This window comes from Sphingobacterium sp. UBA5670 (assembly GCF_002420705.1).
Lineage (GTDB): Bacteria > Bacteroidota > Bacteroidia > Sphingobacteriales > Sphingobacteriaceae > Sphingobacterium.
Genome location: NZ_DIIM01000029.1, coordinates 1 through 23,870, shown reverse-complemented (window position 1 = coordinate 23,870; position 23,870 = coordinate 1). Strand labels below are relative to the sequence as shown.

Here is a 23,870-nt window from a genome sequence, read left to right as displayed (position 1 = left end):
TTATAAAAACCAACGTGTAGTACCTATTTTATTATATATCGCATCTGGATTCCATGAAGAAACACCTGTAAGCTGACTCAGCATCTGAGCCATAAGCTGGGAATAATAAACAGAAACTGGCATGGGTGCGGGTGCGAAACTTCTCCATGAATGTGCTCCAAATTTAATTACCTGTTTAGAAAGATATGGCATATCTCTAAATGTAGAATCTCTATGTAAAACCAACTGAATCGGCCGAGGATTTCCATCACTTGCTTTTTTTAACTCTGTGGGTCCAGTTAACATTACCAATGAAATATGTTCTGTCAACTGAAGATATCTCCCACGTTCAGGAACAAAAGCACCCTTGCCAAAAAATCCTTTCTGGCTATAATCAAATAACATATAGGGATGATTTTGCGCCACATGAACAAAGGCAAATTCAACGTTAAATTCGCCAAGCTCAGACATGACCTTTTTAACGGCATTTACTTCATTGTCCGCAAACGTTTTGAAAGCATGAAATACCAACCGCACAGAATCTTTTGGTCGCCAATTAAAATCTATTTTAACACGTTCAATTGTATTTCTAAGATTTTCTAGGAGAGTTTCAAAGTAATCTTCCATTAACACTGCTGAAGATATATTATTTATAAAATAGCGCCCGTCTCCTTTAAAAACAGTTGTAATCCCCACCATCCTTTGCTTGGCAGCAAGCCTACTCGTGTAAATCATAGCACTTCCAATGCCAAAGACTATTTCATGTGCCATAGGAGCATCTGCAGTCAACAACCATGGCACTCCCCCCATTTTTGCATAGGTAGCTAACGCCATATTATTAAGACTCCACATAATTCTTGAATCTGGTAAACTCAAACTTTCAAGCGTAAATTCCTGAACAGAAATCTGTTGGCCAATAAACCTAGCTTTTGCTACCAAATATGGGTTCTCATTTGGTTTCCTATCCCTGAAGTTATTGTCTATCTGAACAAGTGCCAAATTAAAGGGTTTTGTATCCCCACTCTTTTTTAATGCTGCACTAATTGCTTTATTATATGCCTCTATTGTGCTATTTTCGGCTTCAAAGAATTCATAACTAAAATCCTGAATACGAAACTTATTTTTTAATCCTGTAAATTCAAACGTCTTACCTTGTTTGCCGAATGCTGCTGGCGGAATACCATTTATAAATTTTTGTATTACCTGCTCAACTTGTCCTCTTTTATTTTTTTGAGCAATAATACATATATTCGGTTTGGATGGAGTAAAATCTTCCCTAGAGTATGGTCCATAATTTTGTAAACCAATATCATTATAGGTATTAGTTTTGGTTCCACCATGACCATATACAAAAACTGGTTTCCCTGCATTAAATACTTTTATATGGTACTTTCCATTGTTATCCATTAAAAAATCACCCAATGAAAACATTATACCTTCGACTAGACTCAGGTTAAATTGCTGATAGGTCTTTAATGCCTTATTTAGTTTGTTATATTTATTATTCCCGGTATGATATTGTAATAATTGGCGATCCAAATTACTTAATATCTCATTAGCTTTTGTTTTATATAAATGGCGGATGCAATATTCAAGTAGATCTTCTCTTGGCTCTAAAAAAACAATTGTAGGGTCTACTAATTCGTCTTCACTAGATTTAACATCATCTAATACAAGCATTCCATCCTCATTTACGCTTTTTACCTTTCCTAATGTTGTAAATCTTGGCTTTAAATCTGGATTACGCCCTCCATATGCCTTACCAACATAATAACCTAAAATAGGAACTCCGTTTCGCATTAATTCATAACAATTTATACTTATTCTTGGAGCTAGACTCAAATTTAAAGACAGTCCCACAAAAGGTCCTGTGGACATCGTATCGATTATTCTGAAGTCTATTTCATACTTTGGGAAAACCGCTAAACCCTTAATCGGTCTAACGCCTTCAGGTAAGCAGTCATTTAAAAGATTTTGTTTATTTTTAAGATAAATTAATGGTTTAGAGCTATATATCCAACAATCCCTAAAGTATAACTCTTTAAAAAGGGACTTTATTGCTAAAGACCTGACCAACGATAAATTATCTTTTAATTCAAAAGATTGAACAATACCTCCCAATCGGCTTTGTCCTGATTTAGTGGATATAGCAATTAGTTTATCACCTTCACGTTTTATTAAGTGACTATTTCTATAATGGTTCAGTAATTCTTCCTTTTTTTCATCTGAATAAGGAAAATATTCTCCCTCTATTATGCAATTTTCAAAAAAAATAGGAGCAACATTTAATATATTTGGCATATAATGGTTTCTAGAAAATGTAAGAAAACACACAATTTCTTATTTCCCGACAATTTAAAAATAATCTATTCACAAAACAACCAAAAAATATCTTATATTGAATTTTAATTAGTTCCTACAAAGAAGAACGAGACAGGATATCAGCTCACCACTGTCCATATCCACATAATGTGGCATATTACCAGCAAAGTCTACCTGCAGCAGCTTCCCAGGCTCGTGTTCAAAACGCATGGTGGCTCCCTGTTTGCGGATATTTTACTGTAGAATCTCATAGGATCTGGAATAGCCAAAGCCATCGGGATATTCATTAATAAATTTCTGCCATAATAGCTGGCACGTAACACCTACACAACTGAGTTCGGCAAATAGATCGGAAAACTGCGATCAAGATGTATCCGGCGGGGATCTTTTTCTATCTGTTCAGCTTGGGCCGGAATAATTGATATATACACAAGTTCGGCATCGGTAAAAAGGATCTGTTCCACAATAATGATTCTGCTGTCGGCGAACCGCTGCAAATAAATTGCGATGATACAAATTGATAAAGTATCTATTCAACGAAATATTCCCACATTGAAATTATTTTAATAGCTAATTTTGATTAACTAAAATTATTAACATGATTTACTATAATATAGTTCGTTTTTTGTTCTTATCTATTATTGCTTTTATTACTGCGATTCTGGCAGTATAACCTCGTCAATTATCTGACGTATTTTCTTGTTGTTTAGCTGTGTTTTGAATTCCACTTTGTAACCATCTATAGTCAGCTGGTTAAAAAAGGTTTTTGCACTGTTGATTTTGGCTTGTTCTATTTCTCTTAGTGTACTCTGATTCTCTACATCTTTAGTTTCGATGATTACATTCAAAACCTTATCTCCATTGGCTTTTTTTATCACATACATAAAGTCTGGACTGTATGATTGGCCAGTAATAGTAGGTATAGCTACACTATTTTTTGGAATTTTTCCGTAAACTATAACTTCTTGAATATCTCCTGCAAGAATATTCTCTTTTTCTAACGGTGAGTCAAAAGCATATAAATCATACAGGTATTTATCACCTGGTGTACCTTCTATAAACTTTGTACCTATGATGCCTTGAGTTATTTCTGATTTTGGTGTGCCATCAGCATAGGTTAAAGTAGTTGCTCTTACAGGTAGGTTTGCTTTTGAGTAGCTAAATCTACCATTGAGCTTTTTTACTTTCCAGTCGCTAAATTGTTTAACAAAGTTAGATGCACTGTGTTCATTAAACTTTTCAGGTGTTAAGGTGTTGTTTCTTGAATAGATAACCAGTGCATTATGTAGTAGTTGTATAGATAAATTAGTTTGGCGATTAATGTGTTTCAGAAAATCACTATATTTCAACGGCTTGCTTACCTTAAACTGTACACCTGACCCCTCATTAAGCTTAGCTACCGAACCAATTGTATTTAATTCCGAACGAGAACTGGTAATATACATATCGGCAAATACACCTTTTTGGCACAGATTAACCACTTCGTTGAGTAAGAAGTTATCCTCTTCTACTTTTTCATAATGTAAAATATACTTGCTGTTTATTTCTTGCCACAATATTTTAAGCTCATCAAAAACGGCTTTTCTTACTTTGATTTTTTGTTCTTTCTTTTTGTTTCTATCTTCAATTTTGCCCTGTTGTAAACCAACTGCGAACTCTGGATATTCACTAAAGAAAGCTATGCTATTTTCAGTTTTGATGTTTTTGTTTCTGTCAATGAATTTTTTGGTCAATAATTCCACAAACAAATTATCAGCATCTATGTTCCTTTTTTGAGCAATATCAGCTATTTGCTCATCAGTAATCACAAAGGCTTTAGGTGTGTCAGCATTTATCTCATTTATCAGTTTTTCGGCAAAGTCGGCTTCTGTAAAGTCGATGATATAATTGAGTTTAAACTCTTCGTTTGAAATCCGATTACCAAATTCATCTACTGGCAAACGTAAGCCACGCCCCACCTCTTGTATTTTACTATTCTCGCTTCCGCTACTTCGTAGTTTGGCTATGGTAAATACGTTGGGATTATCCCAGCCCTCTTTCAATGTCCATTTAGAGAAAAGAAATCTACGGGTATTATAGCCGCCCCCATTGTTTTTAATGGAAAGTAGTTTTTTCTTTTCAAATAAAATATCTTGTACTTCCTGTGCTATGGCATCATCAGAGCTACTATTGTCTTGTGAAAAATAACCGGCATGAGAAGCGCTAAGGTCCTCCTTCGTAGCTAGCAAATAAGCTTTATACTCTTTTTCCTGCTCATTTAGCTCTGGTAAAATAGCGTCTATTTTTTCGGCAAGCAATCTTTCAAAAGTTGCTTTTAAATAGGGTTGTTTTTCTTGGGTTTCAATAGTTCTATATGAATAAATATCATCTATAAAAAACAAAGCCAGTGTTTTAATCTTGTTATTTCTACTAAAATTGGCTCTTTCTGTATTAAAATGACGCTCCAAAGCCAAGCGTATCATGCTTTCTTGATAGGATGACGAGTAGATATCGGTACTAAATTCTTCACCTGTAGATTTGGTTTGCCCATTAGATAGTTCAATCGTGCTACTGGTAATGGCATCAATTACAATACCATCTAATTCGATGGCCACAAGCCCTAAGCTATCCCCTTTTTTAAGTTCAAATGTTTTAGCAGGTTCGTGTTTTTTGATAAGTTGTAAATAAACAGCCAGCTTACTTTGTATTCTGGTGATTTTTATTTTTTCTTGCTTTTGAGAAATCGGCTCCAAATGTTCTTTCGCTATCCCCTTTATCAGATTGAGATTAAAAGCCTGAAACGAGCTTAAGTCATACAAGAGATTTTGATAGTCTTTGCGTTTTACTTTAGCTTTCCCTTTGCCTATTTCTATATCTGGAAAGGTAGCACCAAAACGTATAATAGCCTGCGGGCAGATGTTTTTCTCAATATAGTCATACGCTTTTTGCGACTTATTAAAGCGGTGAGGTTCGTCAATTATTACAAAAGGTTTAGTAGCTTTTATGCCTTCTATGGGCTTATAAAAACCTTCTACACCATAGTCGTAAGTGTCTGTAAGCAATTTAGATGTACCGCCCAAAAGGCTCATATTAGTTAGCAAAACATATATTTTATTGGCGTTTTGACTACTACCTGCCACAAACTCACGTACTACACTGGGGAAAAAATTTTTTCCTTTTTTCTTTTTGGTAGCTTCTAACACCAAAACGTCCAACTCAGTACCATAGCCGCACTGGTCTTTAAAATGGCGGTTGGTGTAATCATCTTGCATAAACTGTTTTGCTCCTGCTTTTATGGCCAGTGTCGGCACGGCGACTATAAACTTATTTATACCGTAACGTTTATGCAATTCAAACATAGACGCAGTGTACACGTAAGTCTTACCTGTACCTGTTTCCATCTTAATATCGAGATTAAGGTAACTACCTATTCCATTTAGCGACTTAAACTCAGATGGTATACCTGTTTCTTTTTGCACCTTTGCCATTTGGCTCATAATTGCGGGACGGTCTAGTACCAATGAAGGGTTTTGGTAGTAAAACGTGTTCTTTTCTATCAACTCGGGTTTAAGCACATCGGCTATGGCTTGGTACGCTTTTACCTGATGTGGTAAGTCATTTTTCAGAATAATTTCCATGGCCTATTAGTATCTTACTTGAAAATTGATTTTTAAATTCTTCTCACTATCATTTAAGATACGGAGATTTTTCTCTATCATTTCGCTGATGCTCCAGTTAGGGAAACTATAGCCAAATAGTACCAAATTTTCGGGATTAAAACTGCCCTCATTATCGTATTTGTTCAATAGTTCCTTCATGCTATATAGCGTGAAATTGGCGTCAATTAAGTACAAATGTTTTTGGCAATAATAGGCTGTGTAACCTGCCAAATCTACGCTTTCGGCTTGGATACTCAACCCATAACCATCGGCATTGAGCCACGTGGCAAGTATGGTAGGTTTGCCGAAATCATCTAAAATGGTAGTATCTGCCAGCATTGCTGCTTTATCAAAACTATCAAGTTTGTCTAGGGTGTTTTGGTTGGGTTCTACCAGTGTAAAATGCTTAAAACCTAAATCCAACACTGAGGTACTTTCTTCTTTAAACAAATCGGCTTTAGAGGCTTTCTGTTTTTCTATCTTTGCTTCTTTTATTCTGGCTGCGGCTCGCTTTATTCGTTCAATGCCTATATAATCTAAGGTTTTGGGCAGCCCTTGCTCTGTTAAAAAATCATATGCTGCTTTTTGTGATGCACTATCGGCACTGATTACCTCGGGCAGTTGAACTGAGATAAACTTTCTTTTACTATTTTTACTGGACGCATTCATTTCTAGTATTGCGTTCGCAGTTGATCCTGAACCTGAAAAAAAGTCTAATATAGTATCGAAATCAGATGTTGAAATTCTGATTATTCTTTTGATTAAATCAATTGGTTTTGAGAAATCAAAGATTTTTTTCCCTTCAAATAAAGCTCTTAAATCTCTTGTTGCTTTTTTGTTTCCATCCAAATCATCCCATAGTGGAGAAGGACGTTTCGTCCTACCTTCTAAATAGTACTTTACATAAGGCCACCAAATTTCTATGCCACCTTTTTTGGTTTTTTTCCAGAGTATATAATTTTCATTATTTAGTCTTTCGTATGTTTTCTTTTCAAATCTCCAACAGCTCTCATACCCGCTAGGGCCTAAAGGGTATATTTCGTTACCATCGGGATCAAGAATTGAGTAGTACATGTTAGGTCTGTCTACTCTTCTATCATTACTTCCAGTTTTACGCATCTGATCATAAGCGTACTTTCCTCTCTCGTCTTCATTTTCAAATCTTTTTAGGTCATGCTCTGTCAATTCTAGCCCTAATATTTCAAAATTTTCATTCTTTGAATATAATAAAATATAATCAAATGAACTTCCTAGTCCTCCACTATCTTGTCCAGTTGTTTGACCTGTACTTCTAACTATGTTTCCAAGGAAGTTTTCTTCTCCAAACACGTCATCGCAAAGGAGTTTGAGGTTAGCTTGTTCGTTGTCGTCAATAGAAATAAAAATAACGCCATCATCTGTCAATAAATCTCTAGCAAGTAGCAGGCGACAATACATAAACATGAGCCAAGCCGAGTGAGAAGAAGAACCACGACGGGTGAGGTCAAGTATACGTTGAGCTTCATCTTCGCTTATGCTCAGTTTTTCTTGTAGGCTTTCTAATGTATAGTTAAAATTATCTTGGTATACAAAGCCGTCAGAGCCTGTATTATAAGGAGGGTCTATATATATGCATTTTATACTTTTGTTGTAGCTTTTTAGCAGGTGTTTAAGTCCGTCAAGATTATCGCCACTTATGTAAATGTTTTGGCTGTTAGAGTTTTCGGGTAGGTTGTTATGCTCAGTGTTGGGATGAATTACCGTGGTGGTATCGGTACTGGCCATAAGTTTAGCATAGCTTTTACCTAAAAACTTCAGCTCATAACCTTCTGATATTACATTAGTTATACCACTTATTTCAGTTTTAAAACGCTCTACATCAAAGTTTCCATCGGCCTTAAAGCAAGTAGGGAAATTCTCTTTAAGTACAGCTAATTTGCTATCGTTTGCGTTGATATTTTCGTTTTGAGATAGTATGTCTTGTATCATCTTGATGAGTTCAATAATTCTTTGATATCAATTTCTAATAAAGCAGCTATTTGCGACAAAGTCTCCAAGCTCGGTTGGACTTCGTTAGTACACCAACGAGATACTGTCGTTTCATTCTTTTCAAGCATCTGTGCAAGCCACTTGCTAGTTTTGCCTCGTTCTACAAGTACTACTTTCAATCTATTTATCGGCTTATTCTGCATAATAATCTGCATTTCGTGTAAAAATACATACTTTAAATGATGTTTCCTATATTGAAACTGTATACGAGGTGATCAAAAGGAACTAAATAGAGGTTATTTACCCCAATAGTATATGTGTAAAGGTAGACAATAGTCTTGTCCTTCTGTACCAACTGATCAGTCTGTAATGATGTTTGCGCTGGGTTCATCACACGTTTTAATCTTTACTACAACCACTGTAATATGCGAAAACCTTTTTATGGGCTCAAAGGGCTGATAACTTCGGGGATGCTAGGTCAGGCTAATAGTGGAGAGGTTTTCGTATTTCTGAACCGTAGCAGTACACATATCAAGCTACTTGCAGCAACTATGGGCCCATTTTCAATCTAGCTATCGTTAATCCTTATCTTCGTACCTTTGAATTGATGTTGTATCAAATCTTGCAAAAAGTATAAGTTTACAAGCTCTACACGGTAGTCGTACGATTTTTTACCATATATAGTTTTTGCAAACACTTTTAAAGAGCAAAAATCAAAAAGCTGCCTAACTGGTACTACCGATTTTATTTGCAAGTTAAGGATTTGCAATAAGAAAAATGGTTCAATTACCGCACCACGTGCGGTAATTGAACCATTGACAAAGTTTGTTTTTACATTCTCTTTTTTGCTACTCATACAGGAGGCTTACAATTTTCACAATACTTTTACTACAATAGCCTTTTCCTTTGTGTGTTCTAATTTTGATTTATTATCAAATATAATACGGTAAGCTACTTTCTTGTCTTTTAAAGAAGTAAAATCAATTTCCATATTATCCTTGGAATGTAAAAAAATATTATTAGGATTTTTTTCAATAAACCCATAATAATTTCCGTACCGGTCTCTAATTACAGAAATAACTTTACCAACATATGTATTCTCATTTGTGTTTTCGCTGATTTTTTCTTTTAAAGATTTATCTCTATCTGGTAAATTGTTAATCTCAGTAATTAAATGCAATGTAAAAGCTTCAACATCTTTCGTTCCTTGTTTAGATTTACCAAGTTCTGTTTCCCATTTTTCTAAAGAGTTAGTAAAGGAATTTATTATTTCTTTCACAAGAGCTTTAAATTTAACCTCATTTTTTAGAATTTCTAGCAGTTTATTACAGGCTTTATCGACCTCTGTCTCTTTATTTTGAGATGGGAAATACCCCATAACCCGCTGTCTGAGCATCATTAAGATGTGAGATTTATAGGTCCTAACAGCTCTAGGAACATTATTTTCCCTAAGATATTTTTCAAACGAAAGAAATAGATGAGCTAAAGTAAAATATGGAAGCTTTGAATGAAGTTCTTGAAATATATTGTCCTTATTCTCCTTTAGAAGAATAGATTCATGTCTATGAGATATATGAGGCTTATTTAAAAAAACTCCAATATAATATTGGGTAAGTATTCTTAGATTTACCTTCTGAGTTTGCTTAATAGTTGGATTATGTTGATATTGCTTAGATCTTCTTTCATAATATATTGGTTGATAATCTATAGACACAGCTATAAAAAATTCTTCCAAATCCTTATGAAATTTTTTTGTACTTTCAAAAGCTTCTTCTAAAACAATGTTTTGTCTATTTGTTCCTCGAACAATATCGTTCACTATTTCCTCATCAGTTGTACTAATTACTCTGACAGATATAGGCACTTTTGATAAATCTAAATTTTTCCGATAACAATCATATATTATATGACTTGTTTGACATCCGTTTACAATTTGTGGATTATAAATAGTAAGCTTCGTATTATTCTGTTTGTAATCATCACACACAATAGTAATACCATTGTTAAGAACAATAAACTTTTCGGGGCTATCTTTAACTGTATTTTCTATTTCTAAGTTTACGGGGTTTAATCCCTGAAAGTCTCGCACATTATCATTAAAAAGTGATTTACGTATTATACCATCGTCCGTAGAAATTAATTTTATTAATTCATTACCAAACACAATTGATAAACAAGCGTTCGTTACTCCCAAAACATCAGTCAGTGGCATGGAATGCCTAGTATCAATCGTTACATTAAATGTATTCTGAATACTATCATATAATTCTTTTAATTCTCCGCTATCAACAAACTTAAAATTATTATCGTCGAAATTATATATATTTAAATATGATATATCTTTTTTAAAATGATTGGCAATTCCAATAAGATCAGCAGGATCTTTCCAGCGGCCCATTCCTACATAATAAAGAATTACATTAGGATTGTTATCCCACATTATAGTGATTTCATCACTCAATAAATATTCCTTCAACTCGAGACAATCTTTAACAGATTCATTCATAGGAAAATGATGATCCTCAGATAAAAAATCTCTAACCCCATCGACAAAATTATTTAATTCACCTTTATCAAAATGGATTTTATATTTTGATTGGATAAAAATAAACTCAACATTTATTCTTTTATTCCTATTAAATTTTATTATATCGTCAATTTCATTTTTAGTTTTGACAATTATATCTTCAACTTTAATAGCTATCCCATCGATCCCCATATCATTGGCACCTCCTATACTCACGAAATCTAAAAGTTCGGTATCTGCACTAAATGCATCTGGTTGATGCAAAGTAAAAATTGTATAATTTACAAACTTTTCAAAAGCTACTCCATCTGGGACATGCTCTAACTCATTTTTTTGCCTAAATTGCTTAAATCGGGCATTAATTATTGGTTCTACTTGCATAAAATTTAGTTTATGATTTCCTTATTTTTTATATATCAAATTATAATAAAAGAAGTCACTTTAATAATAAATTATCTATTATTCCCAATCTCGGAAATACGTTTATTCAAATTCTCATTTTAGGTATGTAACAACTTATTGAATCTTTTTAAATGATTATTGAAACACTTATTTATTGAACTAATTGTGTCTCTAACAATGAAATTTGATCAAGTGTATATTCTTTTCCTTTCATAATATAGTCCGAATTTATTATCCTTTAGTCATAAAATTAGAAAGGCCTTCCGACAATTGTTCGATATCATTCCATTCTAAACAATTAGGTGGGTGAGGTAAAGCATGATCGATCAAAGAGTCCAGAAGCTGCTCAACCACGCCGAATTTTTCATTGTCCGTTGTAAGCGTAGCTAAAGCATTGTACGGCTTATCACCTACTATCTCTTCTTTAAAATAGGCACCTTCAAAATTTGGTATAGAGGCCAATAAGCGAACAGCTAGTCCTACAGGCCGAGCATTTAAACTATCTAAAATTCGTTGATTATTTGTCCAAGCAGGATTTGCTCGATTTCCATCTTTGGTGCGTGGTGTATCACTATCGTGTAATACAGAATAGGCTGTTCCAAAGTGATTAAGAATTTTAACAAGGGACACAATAGTAGCTTTTCCTCGTGCCCTTATTATATGGACGTTATTATATTTTTCAGGTTTTTCTCGACGAACGTAATTGAAGGCGGTATATTCAGTATCACCTTCGACAATTATCACTCTACCGCCAAAGAAAAACTCCGCGACATAAGGATCACAAATATTAAGAAGTTTAAGATTCTGCCGATCATCTCCATCAAAATTAACTCTATCAGGCCTAAATACCGTAGTACCTTCAATGTCTCCATCTAAGCTTCTTTCCACTTTCACTATCGTAGTATTGTCACGAGAGAAATCAATAAAAACAGGACTATGAGTCGTTACCATAACTTGCCAGTTTCCTGACAATGGTAAATCATAAAGAACTTTACATGCCTCACGTATCGCACTTGGATGTAAACATATTTCTGGTTCGTCAATCAATAATAAATATGGTCTTTGAAGAGCGTTCTCTTCTTTCGCTTTTCTATTTGTTTCAGCAATATATTTCAATGCTGTCCATAACAAAGTTCTTCTAGCCCCACTTCCTTGTTTGTCAATAGTACTTTGAAATCCACCTTCTGGCCCCATCTTCAATTGAGAATGCCATTTGAAAATTCCTAAATCTAAAGTATTATCAGGTTGCGCTTCAAAATTCACTATATAATTCGGAAAAACCTGATTTATTAATCCAGTCAGTGAGCTATTGGCAACATCAATCTGATCTCTTGTTTCATCAATAATTTTTGCCTGCAAAGTTAGTGCTTGCTCAAGAAGTTCATGATACTCGTTTTTTTCTTCAGATGATTGTAAGCTTTTAACTCTTTCCGTAATAGCTGCCATCAATAGCTTCTTAATTTCTTTCGCCTGTTCTTCTGGGTCAGAAAAAGCATCAACTTTATGAGGTTCAGGCCTTCTTTTGTTAGCTATGTTAGGTGGGCCGAAAGGAAAACTAGACTCGTCCCAATCATCTATCTCAACATTCCATCCACGACGGACCGCCTTTCCCACGCTCGGCCATGTCCATCTCTCCCTAACCAAATACCCACCGTCCGTAGCGGAAAGCCATTTTCGTCCGACTCGTTCATCATATACAACAGTGTGAAGTTCTATTTCAGGAAGGCTTTCTGGATTAATGATATTATTTGGAAAGTCTTCCAATGTAAGTTCTCCTTTCTTCGAGCCGTCTGACATAACGACTTCATAAGCTTTTAAAATTGAACTTTTCCCAGCGTTGTTTGCTCCAACTAATACAACGATATCGTCAAGGTCAATCTCCACTCCCTTACTACCAATACATCTAAAATTTTTAACTACCAATTTCTTCAACCTTGGTCGAGGCATATCCTCGATATAGGTGAAGTCTTCGACGATTTTTACTGTTTTTCCCATATTTATTATTATAATTTATTAGCGGTTTCAATATCAGTTAAATCAGATATTAGTTATTCAAAAAAGGCAGTTTTTCGTGTGCAAAGAAAAAATACGAATAGTAAAATTGTCTCCAAAGAAATCTATATAGCTCGCTCCTATATCGCTAAAGACAGTGGTGCCGATAACAACATTGGCAGCTATTGGATCATTATAACGTGAAATCTTCCTCCCTTCGATGGAATTGGTCGTGGTTACTATCATGGCATTGTACTTTTCAATCGGGCAAGGTTAATACCCAAGCCTAATATACATTTTTTATGCTGAATTAATATGTTTACAGATATTAACTTTCAAGATTATTACAAACTGTAAGGCTAAAATACGGGATTGGAATTAGGAATGGTTACGGGAAACCGTAGCTGATTTATTCAACTATTTTAAGAAGACAATAAAATAAAAAAAGCCCCCCTTATAACCGTTAAGGGAGGCAATTTGGCTAGTTGTCCGCTTGGGCTAGATGTTAACCGGCTTTGGGCATTCATCTACTGTAAAGATCGCGAGATTAGTTGAGATAATTGTTGTTAATTTCTTCGAAAATGTTGTTCAAAAATTCCATCCTAATAATAATTCAATTCCAAAAGGCTATTTCACTTCATCAAATAGTATTATCTGTCTCACAAACACTCCAGATCAATTCACTCTTCGATAATGACAAGCATCTTTTATCAAAAAGTTCTTCCATGATCATCCACACCTGATCCGTCAACGTAAAATATTTTTGGTGCTTAGATCATCTATAGTCAAAAATCCGGTAACAGAAAACTTTTTGATGGCTAGTACTCCGTTTTCAACATCCAGGAATAATTTTCTATCCGTTGAATAATCAAGTGTAATATTCTTTAGAACCTCTCTCCTTTTGGTAACCTCAGAAGCAAATTTTAGCAGATACGGTTTTAAGTTAACTTCTCTTCCACAAGCATCACGAAGATTAAATAAATAGGCCGCACCTATCAAAGGATCAAAATTAATAGTTTTATCTCCAAAGGTTATACTGGTTATATTAGCACGAGTGCGTGTAATGTTTAGACGAATATCCAGAGTTCCAAATTCTATTTCCTTTTTGTAATCCACATCACTCTCTCCGGCTTCCCAGAACTTAACTAGCTTTATGCCCTTGTGTTCAGCATACTTTACGGTATCTTTAGTAAATCCTGATTTGCATACTATTATTCCCTTTTCTATAGCCAAGTCAAGCATAGTTTCAGATAGTTTCATTACAATATCCTTATTAGCTTTCTCTTTGCAGTATTTACATTCAATCGCAGTACGCATGCTTTTCGTACCATCTAATTGCTCAGTCAAGACATCAATCTGATGCATGATACCAGACTTCCCTTTCAACTTACACGCATTACCGTAACCTAAGATCTTGATGCCATATTGCGCACCGAGGGACTCATATACGTATTTAGTAATGGCCTCGTAGTCCCGCCAGTTTATTTCCGATGTCTTAGACATAGCTAGTTTTTAAGTTACATTGATTATATAAAATATGAAATTCATGTAATTGAATTAAATCGACATTGAAACCTATGCAGTTTGTTCAGTCCAATAGCTAAATCATATTTTTATTTCCGATTTCTATTAATCCAACTATTGTATATTGCCAATTCTAAGTCAGCTATAAAATCAAATGATTCTTTACTCATCCTAACTTTGGCAAATTCAATAAATCGTTTATAGGTTTCGACGTTATCCAATTCCGTCCAGTTAAATAAGATTCATATTTTAATGCCTGTTGAATCATTCGTTAATAAACTTTTTGGGATAAAATAGGTCTTTTAACAATACAAAATATAAACCATTTAGCGTTGCATGGGGGATTAAAATAGCACTGACAAGCCGTTAACCATAATTTTATTCCAGAACTTATTCTTCATAATATATCTAAGGCCCGTCATAAAGTTTCTTTCAAAAAGTTTTAGCACGGCAATTAAGAGTCAGTATTCCGCCAAAAAAGTATTTAACCTGTCTGACCTGGTTTGTTAGAAAAAACGATTTCCCGATGAATGACGGTTATATCTGTTTATTCAGTCAATTGTAGATGGATACACTGAACTGGTTCCGGCTAAGTGTTACCTATTCGTAATCTGGTAGTATAATTTCTTTCTTTCTATTCTTCTTATTGTCTTTTTTATCTCCTGAAAAAACGCGCATCAACCATTTTACAGGTTTGCTTCCAACAATGGCTATCAATTGATTTAGGAGTGCAACTCCGACTCTCGACTCCGGATATACTATACGAGGAATACCCGGAGGCAGCTTTTGACACTCTTGAACGTAGGGTTTCATTATTTTTTCGTAGTTACGGAAAGCCTCTTCATAATTACCTGCTCTATAAAGCTCTCCAGCAAGGATATAGGCTCCTGCCAAGGCAAGGTCTGTACCTTTTCCTGCAATTGGTGTAGCACACCAAGCGGCATCACCTGTAATGACAACCCTTCCCTTAGTCCATTTATCAGTCTTGACTTGGCTGACCCTCTCAAAATAAAGATCTTCACTCTCTTTTATCTCATTAACTAATCGTTCAGATTCCCAGCCTGCACCTTGTATACGATCAATAAGCGCTCTTTTCTGATCTGCTTCACTTAGGTCTTTATACGCGTTCTCTTTTGCCAGAAAAGTTACCGAAGCCCTTGTCTTTCCATAATTATCAGGCCTCAACATAAATACAATGCCCTTTGGCGCATTATACCAACGTGCCCATCGACTGTCGCTATTATTTCGAAGGATAGTAAGATAAGCGGTATATAAACCTAAATAGTTAAAACGAGGACGACCGCCAAAGGCAAGATCACGCGTTGCAGAACCGATACCTTCAGCTATAACCACAATATCAAAGACACCCTTCTTTCCACTTGCAAAATCCACCTTGACCTCATTTTCACTTTCTATCAAATCAATGATGTGATCACCAAAAATATATTCTACACGCTTCGCGGTGAGATCGTACAGTATCTTAACCAGATCGCCACGTAGGATCTCAAGTTCCTGAGTCATGCTCATTGAACTATCAGATGGAAATTCTGCTATTGTATGATTGTCGGAATTAACGAAACGTAGCCCAATCTCGGTGGTATTATGTGCGCGGATCTCTTCTAAAATACCCATCTTAAGCGCAATTTCTTTTGCTGGTCCTTTCACGTCTATATTCTGTCCACCCAGTCTCAAGGCTGCTGCACGCTCTATCACGGTAACCTCGAAGCCGTACCTATCCAGCCAGTAAGCCAATGTAGGACCGGCGATGCTAGCACCCGAAACTAATATTTTTTTGTCTTTCATAATTATAATTTTCAATCTTTTGATTAGACAAACAACCTAAGATCAAAGTAGTTCAAAAATACACGCAAATTTTTCACACGGGTTCTATAAAAATCCGAAAAAGCAAGTAAAGCTTTTTTTGTGTAAAAACACACTATAAAGTCTCGGTACTTTATACCGGCATATGAAAGACTGAATACAAAAAATGCTGTAATCGAAACTGCAACAAGTACTGAAAGAATCTATAGTTAATGAACTAAGCGATATTTACTCCAAAAAGATGACCTATTAATGCAGTCACACCCATTGCTATGGTACCCCAAAAACAGATCCTGCCCACAGCAACGCCTATATTTGAGCCCCCTGTTTTTGCAGAAATTGCCCCAAGAATCATTAAAAAAATAATCGTAAAACCATATTGTAAATAGACCATCAGCTTAATTGGTGCAAATAATGATACCATAAATGGAAGCACGGCTCCGAGAGCAAAAGAGCCAAATGATGCTATTGCCGCCAACAGAGGCTTGGCTTGCGTTATTTCATTTATCCCCAATTCATCATGAGCATGAGCCCCTAATGCATCGTGCGCGGTGAGTTCTCGCGCAACTTGCTGTGCTGTCTCCGGACTTACTCCTCTCTTCTCATAGACCTTCGCCAACTCCTGCAACTCTAGCTCTGGCATTTCTTCGAGCTCTTTTTGCTCACGCAATAGATCTGCTTTTTCAGTATCTTCCTGCGAGCTTACCGAAACGTATTCCCCCGCAGCCATAGACATTGCTCCTGCAATCAAACCTGCCAACGCAGCCAATACAATGGTATTCCGATCAGGATTAGCGGCCGCAACTCCAATAACAATACTTGTAGTCGATAACAGTCCATCATTGGCGCCTAATACCGCAGCACGAAGCCAACCCACACGATTAACATAATGCTTTTCTAATGGAAGGTGCATAACTATATGTATGAGTAAAAGATAATTAAATGTACTAAATTATATGCTTTTGTGGTAAAGTAATTTCCAGTCATTACAAAAGATCGTCATAGTGTAGCTTCCATTGTAATATTTTATAACTGTTGTCACAATATGAACAAGCAAAATTTTAGAAAACGTCGATAAATTTCAGTAAAAAGATCAAGAGTAAGCAACCTTCTCCTTTCTAAATCGAATATAATATGTAACCACGTTTAGAAAGATAATAACAGCCGCGATAATAGCGGATAAGAAAACAAGGTTATTGTTTTTTTTATTTGCGACTGCAATATCCATTAAAGCCCAAACTGCTACCAGGCCGAATGTTGGCATATTGCGTCTCCAAATCATAAGCAAATGGATTAATAACGCTACTGTAAACATAGAAATCGTCCAAACCTTATCCGATAATCCAAAACCAGTTTGTGACTTGAAACGCTTATATTACTTTAATAACTTAATAGATATGTAAATTACGGAGGATGCTAAGGCGCGTTTGAAGACTTACCATTTTTGAAGCCTTCCGCTTTTCAAAAATTGAATAATTATAATGGTAACACAGTGATTTATGGGAACAGAAACTCAAGAAAAATTTGACAGAATCATAAAAGAAAGCTTTATTGAAATCTTAAAACCGCTTGGTTTTAAAAAGAAGGCCAAAAAAAACTTTTATCTGCCGCTTGAGAAAATTGGTCACATCATTAATATTCAAAAAAGTAGATATAGCACCAAAGACGATATCCGTTTCACCGTAAACGTTGGAATATTTTCACCCGAGTATTGGCTAGCGTGCTTTAACTATCATAACAAAGATGTACCGGTATATCCAACCGAACCTGAGTGTTTAATAAGAAAAAGAATTGGTTGTATGAGAGGTATAGACGATACTTGGTATACTGTAACAACGACGACAGATGCTGACGAACTAGTTGCTGAAATGAAATATAATATTTTAGGCTTTATTTTACCGTTCTTTGAAAAGTTAAACACAGTACAAAAGCTTATCAACGAACTGGAAGCTTCTGAAACCTTACTGCACACCGCCGCTAAAATGACGTTTTTCGCAGAGATAAAGCTCCTGGATAAAGTCAGAGTCGAATACAGGAAAATATCAAATGAAAATTACAATCGACATCAACTAGCGAGGCTCAAAGAATATGCAGAAAAGCACGGTTTAATTTAATAAAATAGATTTTTTAATTGGCATTTTATACAGCGATTAAGACAGGATGAAGATATTAGACTTTTTCAGAATATTTAAACGAAAGATTCCATCAAAAACTAAGAGGAATGCATACTTGCCCCTTTCTTGGGACGACGATTATTGTCAAATTGAAATTGTCCCCGCCGAAAATAGGGAGTCTATAGAGAAGAGGATTACAGAAGTAAAAATTCTCGCGGATCAATCAGGAGAAGGTCTGGGTTTTACTGAAATATTCGAAGTCGGCCAGATGTCTATAACGACTTTTTCAAAAGAAATCCTAACAGAGCCGCTGAGTCAACTATTAACAAATTATAAATTTGAAAAAGCAGAAAGCATTAACTATGTCGGCTATAAAATAGCCAACTGCGAAACAACATCCACTAAAGCTTTTGGTTTCTCAAACTTCACTGTATTTTTTGATACGGAAGAAGAATTTGTAAAACATATTTGGCTTTCGATCAACGCGACAGCTTCTCGAACGGAAATTTCACGAGAACATTTCAAATTGATTAAAGACGCACTATATAGCTTAGGAGAAGAATACGAAATGGTTTTAGCGGACTGGAATAGCTTGCAATTAATCGATTTAAGCAACAGAAATCAGATTGACAAATACCTTAACGGTTACTGGAAATAGTACGTAAGGTATTTTGTATAGCGAAGAATTAGATCATATAGGGAACTCCTTTGAAGAAAATATGAAATTTCCAACCAGTAATTGCATATTTGACCAAGGGAGTAATGTTGGCATGCTTAACGTAGCTGATTTATTCAACAATTTTAAGAAGGTAAAAATTAAAAAAAAGCCTCCCTTATAACCGTTAAAGGAGGCAATTTTGGCTAGATGTCCGCTTGAGCTAGATGTTAACCGGCTTTGGGCATTCATCTAATGTAAAGATCATAAATTATTTTTAGATGATAGTTGTTCATTTCGCTGAAAATGTTGTTCAAAACTTGCCACTTGATGATAATTGCATTCTGAAATGCTATTTTACTTCCTCAAATAGTATTATCAGTTTCACGATCACTCCAGATCAACCCACTCTTGGATAAAAAACAACCGTCTTTTGTTAAAAAGTTCTTATATGATCCTCCAAACCTGGTCCGTCAACATGAAATATTTTTTAATGCTTAGATCATCTATAGTTAGGTATCTGGTAATAGAAAACTTTTAGACCGCTGATACTTCATTCTGAACATCTAGAAATATTTTTTTTTAAAAACCAAACAGGATTCAATATTGTATTAATAGTACTTTTCAAAAATAGGTAGTAATTTAGGTAGTAATTGGTAAACCTTGAGATCCTCCCAGACTCAAGTTTTTTTTATTCCTTTTATATCCTTTTTCATCTAATATCATCCTTTATCCACTTTAATTCCCCGCATTGGATCATGGCAATATACTTTTGCACGTGATCATTTGTCAATAAGCAATTGTCGTCAAGGTGGTAATTGAACTGTTTAGTGAAGGTTTCATACTGAATACTTCCTACATAAGCATTATTGAGGTATATATGCCAAAGGCTGTATTTCTTGGCCCTAACTTCCACTACCTGGCGTTTTCCATGATGATAAAACAGCTCAGGCACATCCGTATCAAAACGAAGTATAAGGGCATCAATGCAGGCTTCCTTGATGTCATCGGCAAGTACACCGAATGCCAATTGCCACACTCCCTGAGATTTCCTGAAAACATAAAAAGCAAGACCATTTTTGTTGTAAAGATGATAATCTTTCATGCCCATGCTTTTATCATGCACGGTAATTTGAGCGTACATTACCCGATTTCGGCAAAAGATTTCTAGCGGTTTCATTTTACAATATTACTAATAATATTAGTAACATTGTAAGCAGTAAAGATATTCAGGGTTTCTTATTTTTTATATGCAACGGATGGATGAAACCTCTCATAGCTGGTAGAGCAACCGCCAAAGAATCGACATAGTTCGCTCCTATATCGCTAAAGACATTGGTGCCGATGACTATATGGGCAGCTATTGGATCATTAAATCGTGAGATCTCCCTCCCTTTGATGGAATTGGTCGTAGTTACTATCATGGCATGCTACTTTTCAGTCGGGCAAGGTTAATACCCAAGCCTAATATACATTGTTTATGCTGAATTAATATGCTTGTCAATATTAACTATCTAGATTATTACATATTTAGTAAGGCTAAGGTATAGGTTATGTATGCTCCTATTTACAGGGATGCTATCGTGTTCTATAAAAAAATCTGAGAAATTGTTTCCGTTCTAAATATCTGTTTAAGTTGTGAATCAATGGCAATAGATAGCTGCAATCAAGTTGTTGCTGATTCCAGCACATGTGAAACGCTCAAAAGTTCTTTAATGAAATTTGTCATCGTATAGAGTAATAAGTTAAACAAAGAGAACTCCCCCTATGAGGAGTTTAAAACTTTTATAAATAGTTGACGTTTTTGACCAATGTCAACGACTATATCCTAACATAAAGTGCATCTTTGACGTATAAAATAATAAGCGATGAGAGAGCAACTATTACAATTGTTACGTGAAAAAGCGTCGTTAACCGAACAGCAATTAACGGAGGCCCTAACTTATTTTAAACATCAATCGATAAAGAAAAATCACCATCTCCTCAACGAAGGTTCAATTGCAGACTATCTTTTCTTTGTCGGCAAGGGCTGTTTGCGTTTATATTTTCGCAATGACGAACTATCAACGGCAACCCGATTCATGGCTTTTGAGCATACTTTTTTGACCTCTATCGTCAGTTTTATTTCAAGACAGCCAGCTACAGAATTTATCCAAGCCGTAGAAGACACGGAGGTCCTAAGCATCAGCAACACTGATTTTACCTTTTTGAGAGAAAACATGCCTGGCTGGGACAATTTTTATATCTACATTCTCGAATATGGATTAACTGTCGTAAATAATAAACTCAGCAGCTTATTAACCCAAACAGCTAAAGAACGCTATCGCGATCTACTGAAAAATAATCCTGAGCTCATACAGCGTTTGTCTAATGCCAACCTTGCGGCTTATCTGGCGATATCACCTGAAACACTTAGTAGGCTCAAATCTACTATATAACTAATAAAAAATGAGAAGCGACGAAGTAAAGAAAGGATACCAACGTACTCCCCATAGAGCCCTATTTCGGGCTACAGGCGTAAATGATAACGATTTTGATAAGCCTTTTATTGGAGTGGCCAATTCCTTTATCGAAATTATACCCGGACATTTTTTTTTGAATAAGGTGGCAGAAATCATTAAAGAAGAAATTAGGGCAAACGGATGTGTTCCCTTTGAATTCAATACAATCGGTATAGACGATGGTATCGCTATGGGACACGATGGTATGTTGTACTCGCTCCCCAGCCGAGAATTGATCGCTAATTCAATTGAAAGTGTCATGAATGCGCACAAATTGGATGCTATGATAGCTATCCCTAACTGCGATAAGATTGTACCCGGGATGATTATGGGTGCACTACGCGTAGATGTGCCCACGATCTTTGTTAGTGGAGGCCCCATGCGAAAGGGTTATACCAAAGATGGTACTGCGATTGACCTGTCTACAGCCTTTGAGGCAGTGGGCAAACACGAAGCAGGTATAATCAGTGACGAAGAGCTCAAAGACATCGAGTGTAACGCATGCCCCAGTGGCGGCAGCTGCTCAGGTATGTTTACAGCAAATTCCATGAACACGCTGATGGAAGCTATGGGTATAGCACTACCTGGTAATGGAACCATATTGGCGTTAACACCCGAGCGTGAAAATCTATATCGGGAATCAGCCAGAAGGATCTGTGAAATCGCCAAAGACGATCAGCTTTCCAAACAATTCAAACTTAAAAACATCATCAATGAAAAAGCCATCCAGAATGCTTTTGCAGTGGATATGGCCATGGGCGGTAGTACCAATACTGTCCTTCATATGCTTGCTATAGCTCACGAAGCGGAAATAGATTTTCAGCTTAGGGACATTAATTCAATAGCAGATCAAGTAGCGCACATCGCAAAAATATCGCCAAGTTTAAGCACCGTTCACATGGAAGACGTCCATCGCGCCGGAGGAGTAAACGCTGTAATGAACGAAATGACCAAGCGCAGCAACCATATCCTTCTGGATAATATGACGGTAGGTGGCGAAATGCTATTCGAAAAAATTGCAAATGCAGCAATCAAAGATGCAACAATCATACATACAATAAACAATCCATACAGTCCTGTTGGAGGATTGGCGATTCTATTTGGAAATCTTGCAGAACAGGGAGCAGTGGTAAAATCCGCAGGAATCACGGGCAACAAGAAATTTAGCGGAACTGCAGTTTGCTATGATAGTCAAGGAGATGCCATAGTAGGCATCCTTGCCGGTGAGATCAAAGCCGGCGATGTTGTGGTAATACGTTACGAAGGTCCCAAAGGTGGCCCGGGGATGCAGGAAATGTTGACACCTACAAGCCTGATCATGGGAATGGGATTGGGCAGTTCTGTAGCGTTGGTAACAGATGGCCGATTTAGCGGAGCTACTCGCGGAATAGCTATAGGACATGTCTCACCTGAGGCTGCTGAAGGCGGATTGATTGGATTACTAAAAAACGGAGACCGCATCCTTATTGATGTTGACAAACATATACTTTCAGTTGATATTAGCCAAGAAGAGATCCAAATGCGTAGAAAAAACTTTACTCCGATTAGAAAAAAACTGAATTCTAAATGGTTAAGTCAATATCGGCAGCTTGTTAGCAATGCAAGCAGTGGGGCTATATTAAATTGTGATTTTTGAAAATAAAACCGTTACAGCAAAATTCCATACAGCTTACCGTATATAAATATAAGTTGCCCAAAATTTCGGGCAACTTAAAACCAAATACAATACTAAGATTAACTTTCATAAACAAATCTTCGTATGTAGTTTTCCACGTCGGTAAGATCAAAAGGTTTAGCTAAAAAACCGTCTGCCCCGCACTCCTCTGAAATTCTCCTTCCGTCAATATGGCCTGAAATCATGATCACGGGCAGTTTATCATGTTTAGATGAGCTCCTGAGATTACGCAATACAAGATCTCCGTTGCGTGACGACATATGAATATCCAAAAACAGTATATCAGCATCTATACTATCCAACACTTCTGCCAGTACTAAGCTGTCCGCTACGGTTATAACAATCGTATATTGATCTTCCAGCGCCATAGAAAATGTATTCAATATTTCTTTGTCATCATCACATATCACAATTTTCTTTTTCATGTTGTTTGTTTTTTAGTACTGTGGGTAAAATGCCCATTGTTAAACATCATTTATAAAAAATGGATCTTACAGACTGTAAGATCCATCCATTTTTGTCTTCCTATTAGAGATACGCAGAAATTGTGCATTGACTCTACTTTTTTAAATTATTATTTTGCCCGTATAATAAGGAGGTTTAAACTTTTGCCCCACAAGGACATTGGACTTTTTTATCGGATAGGAATTGTTTCGTCATTGTTATATTTCCGGGATTTTTCAATTGCCTCATCAGTAGCGTCCAAAATAAAATTTAGGTTACGAAAAAAGGTGGTTTTTCTTATCAAGAAG

Annotated in this window: 20 protein-coding genes; 5 read left to right on the top strand and 15 right to left on the bottom strand. The window is 35.9% G+C overall.

Translation table 11 applies throughout. The annotated features are described in order from the left end of the window. From B3C94_RS21760 to B3C94_RS21740, 5 genes are all read right to left on the bottom strand, one after another. Window positions 1–2,280, bottom strand: a complete 2,280-nt coding sequence (locus tag B3C94_RS21760) for an argonaute/piwi family protein (RefSeq protein WP_293907724.1) — start codon at window positions 2,278–2,280, stop codon at window positions 1–3. 108 nt (window positions 2,281–2,388) lie between these two features. Next, on the bottom strand, window positions 2,389–2,511 hold the full coding sequence (locus B3C94_RS21755) for a hypothetical protein (protein WP_293907722.1): 123 nt from the start codon (window positions 2,509–2,511) through the stop codon (window positions 2,389–2,391). Window positions 2,512–2,951: 440 nt separating this feature from the next. Beyond that, window positions 2,952–5,918: a type III restriction-modification system endonuclease gene (locus B3C94_RS21750; RefSeq protein ID WP_293907720.1), complete on the bottom strand. Its 2,967-nt coding sequence runs from the start codon at window positions 5,916–5,918 to the stop codon at window positions 2,952–2,954. 6 nt (window positions 5,919–5,924) lie between these two features. Further along, window positions 5,925–7,907, bottom strand: coding sequence for a site-specific DNA-methyltransferase (locus B3C94_RS21745; RefSeq protein ID WP_293907719.1), 1,983 nt, complete (start codon window positions 7,905–7,907; stop codon window positions 5,925–5,927). Further along, a complete protein-coding gene (locus B3C94_RS21740; protein WP_293907881.1) occupies window positions 7,904–8,110 on the bottom strand; it encodes a helix-turn-helix transcriptional regulator in 207 nt (68 codons plus the stop codon). The genes B3C94_RS21745 and B3C94_RS21740 overlap by 4 nt, the downstream gene beginning before the upstream one ends. A 186-nt stretch (window positions 8,111–8,296) precedes the next feature. Here B3C94_RS21740 and tnpB point away from each other — a divergent pair, with 186 nt between their 5' ends. After that, window positions 8,297–8,479: an IS66 family insertion sequence element accessory protein TnpB gene (gene tnpB / locus B3C94_RS23585; protein WP_414712716.1), complete on the top strand. Its 183-nt coding sequence runs from the start codon at window positions 8,297–8,299 to the stop codon at window positions 8,477–8,479. Here tnpB and B3C94_RS21735 read toward each other — a convergent pair. The 7 genes from B3C94_RS21735 to B3C94_RS21710 all read right to left on the bottom strand — a co-directional run bounded on the left by B3C94_RS21735 (window position 8,476) and on the right by B3C94_RS21710 (window position 17,086). Continuing rightward, window positions 8,476–8,763, bottom strand: coding sequence for a hypothetical protein (locus tag B3C94_RS21735; protein WP_293907717.1), 288 nt, complete (start codon window positions 8,761–8,763; stop codon window positions 8,476–8,478). The two genes, tnpB and B3C94_RS21735, sit on opposite strands and share 4 nt — an antisense overlap. Before the next feature lie 18 nt (window positions 8,764–8,781). Beyond that, the gene (locus tag B3C94_RS21730) at window positions 8,782–10,815 is read right to left on the bottom strand and encodes an AIPR family protein (RefSeq protein WP_293907715.1); all 2,034 of its coding nucleotides are present in this window, start codon (window positions 10,813–10,815) and stop codon (window positions 8,782–8,784) included. 252 nt (window positions 10,816–11,067) lie between these two features. Next, entirely contained in the window at window positions 11,068–12,831 is a 1,764-nt protein-coding gene (locus B3C94_RS21725) for an ATP-dependent nuclease (protein ID WP_293907713.1), read from the bottom strand. A 57-nt stretch (window positions 12,832–12,888) separates the two neighbouring features. Continuing rightward, the gene (locus B3C94_RS23580; RefSeq protein ID WP_414712714.1) at window positions 12,889–13,074 is read right to left on the bottom strand and encodes a heavy metal-binding domain-containing protein; all 186 of its coding nucleotides are present in this window, start codon (window positions 13,072–13,074) and stop codon (window positions 12,889–12,891) included. Between the two features lie 501 nt (window positions 13,075–13,575). Further along, a complete protein-coding gene (locus tag B3C94_RS21720) occupies window positions 13,576–14,331 on the bottom strand; it encodes a restriction endonuclease (RefSeq protein ID WP_293907711.1) in 756 nt (251 codons plus the stop codon). Window positions 14,332–14,952: 621 nt separating this feature from the next. Beyond that, the gene (locus B3C94_RS21715; protein WP_293907709.1) at window positions 14,953–16,155 is read right to left on the bottom strand and encodes an FAD-dependent monooxygenase; all 1,203 of its coding nucleotides are present in this window, start codon (window positions 16,153–16,155) and stop codon (window positions 14,953–14,955) included. A gap of 235 nt (window positions 16,156–16,390) precedes the next feature. Beyond that, complete coding sequence (locus B3C94_RS21710; RefSeq protein WP_293907707.1) at window positions 16,391–17,086, bottom strand: VIT1/CCC1 transporter family protein; 696 nt, start codon at window positions 17,084–17,086, stop codon at window positions 16,391–16,393. A gap of 586 nt (window positions 17,087–17,672) precedes the next feature. Between B3C94_RS21710 and B3C94_RS21705 the strand changes: the two genes are divergently transcribed. Further along, window positions 17,673–18,287 carry a DUF4304 domain-containing protein gene (locus B3C94_RS21705; RefSeq protein ID WP_209581885.1) on the top strand — a complete coding sequence of 205 codons (615 nt, stop codon included), beginning with the start codon at window positions 17,673–17,675 and terminating at the stop codon, window positions 18,285–18,287. Between the two features lie 46 nt (window positions 18,288–18,333). Further along, on the top strand, window positions 18,334–18,945 hold the full coding sequence (locus tag B3C94_RS21700; RefSeq protein ID WP_209581870.1) for a hypothetical protein: 612 nt from the start codon (window positions 18,334–18,336) through the stop codon (window positions 18,943–18,945). A gap of 709 nt (window positions 18,946–19,654) precedes the next feature. On the opposite strand, the gene B3C94_RS21695 is transcribed toward B3C94_RS21700, so the two are convergent. Both B3C94_RS21695 and B3C94_RS23575 read right to left on the bottom strand, forming a co-directional pair. Then, entirely contained in the window at window positions 19,655–20,047 is a 393-nt protein-coding gene (locus B3C94_RS21695) for a hypothetical protein (protein ID WP_293907703.1), read from the bottom strand. Window positions 20,048–20,171: 124 nt separating this feature from the next. Continuing rightward, a complete protein-coding gene (locus tag B3C94_RS23575; RefSeq protein ID WP_414712711.1) occupies window positions 20,172–20,366 on the bottom strand; it encodes a heavy metal-binding domain-containing protein in 195 nt (64 codons plus the stop codon). A 444-nt stretch (window positions 20,367–20,810) separates the two neighbouring features. On the opposite strand from B3C94_RS23575, the gene B3C94_RS21690 reads away from it, so the two are divergent. Next, a complete protein-coding gene (locus B3C94_RS21690; RefSeq protein ID WP_293907701.1) occupies window positions 20,811–21,380 on the top strand; it encodes a Crp/Fnr family transcriptional regulator in 570 nt (189 codons plus the stop codon). 10 nt (window positions 21,381–21,390) lie between these two features. After that, window positions 21,391–23,079 carry a dihydroxy-acid dehydratase gene (gene ilvD / locus B3C94_RS21685; RefSeq protein WP_293907699.1) on the top strand — a complete coding sequence of 563 codons (1,689 nt, stop codon included), beginning with the start codon at window positions 21,391–21,393 and terminating at the stop codon, window positions 23,077–23,079. 98 nt (window positions 23,080–23,177) lie between these two features. Here ilvD and B3C94_RS21680 read toward each other — a convergent pair whose 3' ends face one another. Then, window positions 23,178–23,543, bottom strand: a complete 366-nt coding sequence (locus tag B3C94_RS21680; protein WP_293907697.1) for a response regulator — start codon at window positions 23,541–23,543, stop codon at window positions 23,178–23,180. Between the last annotated feature and the right edge of the window lie 327 nt (window positions 23,544–23,870).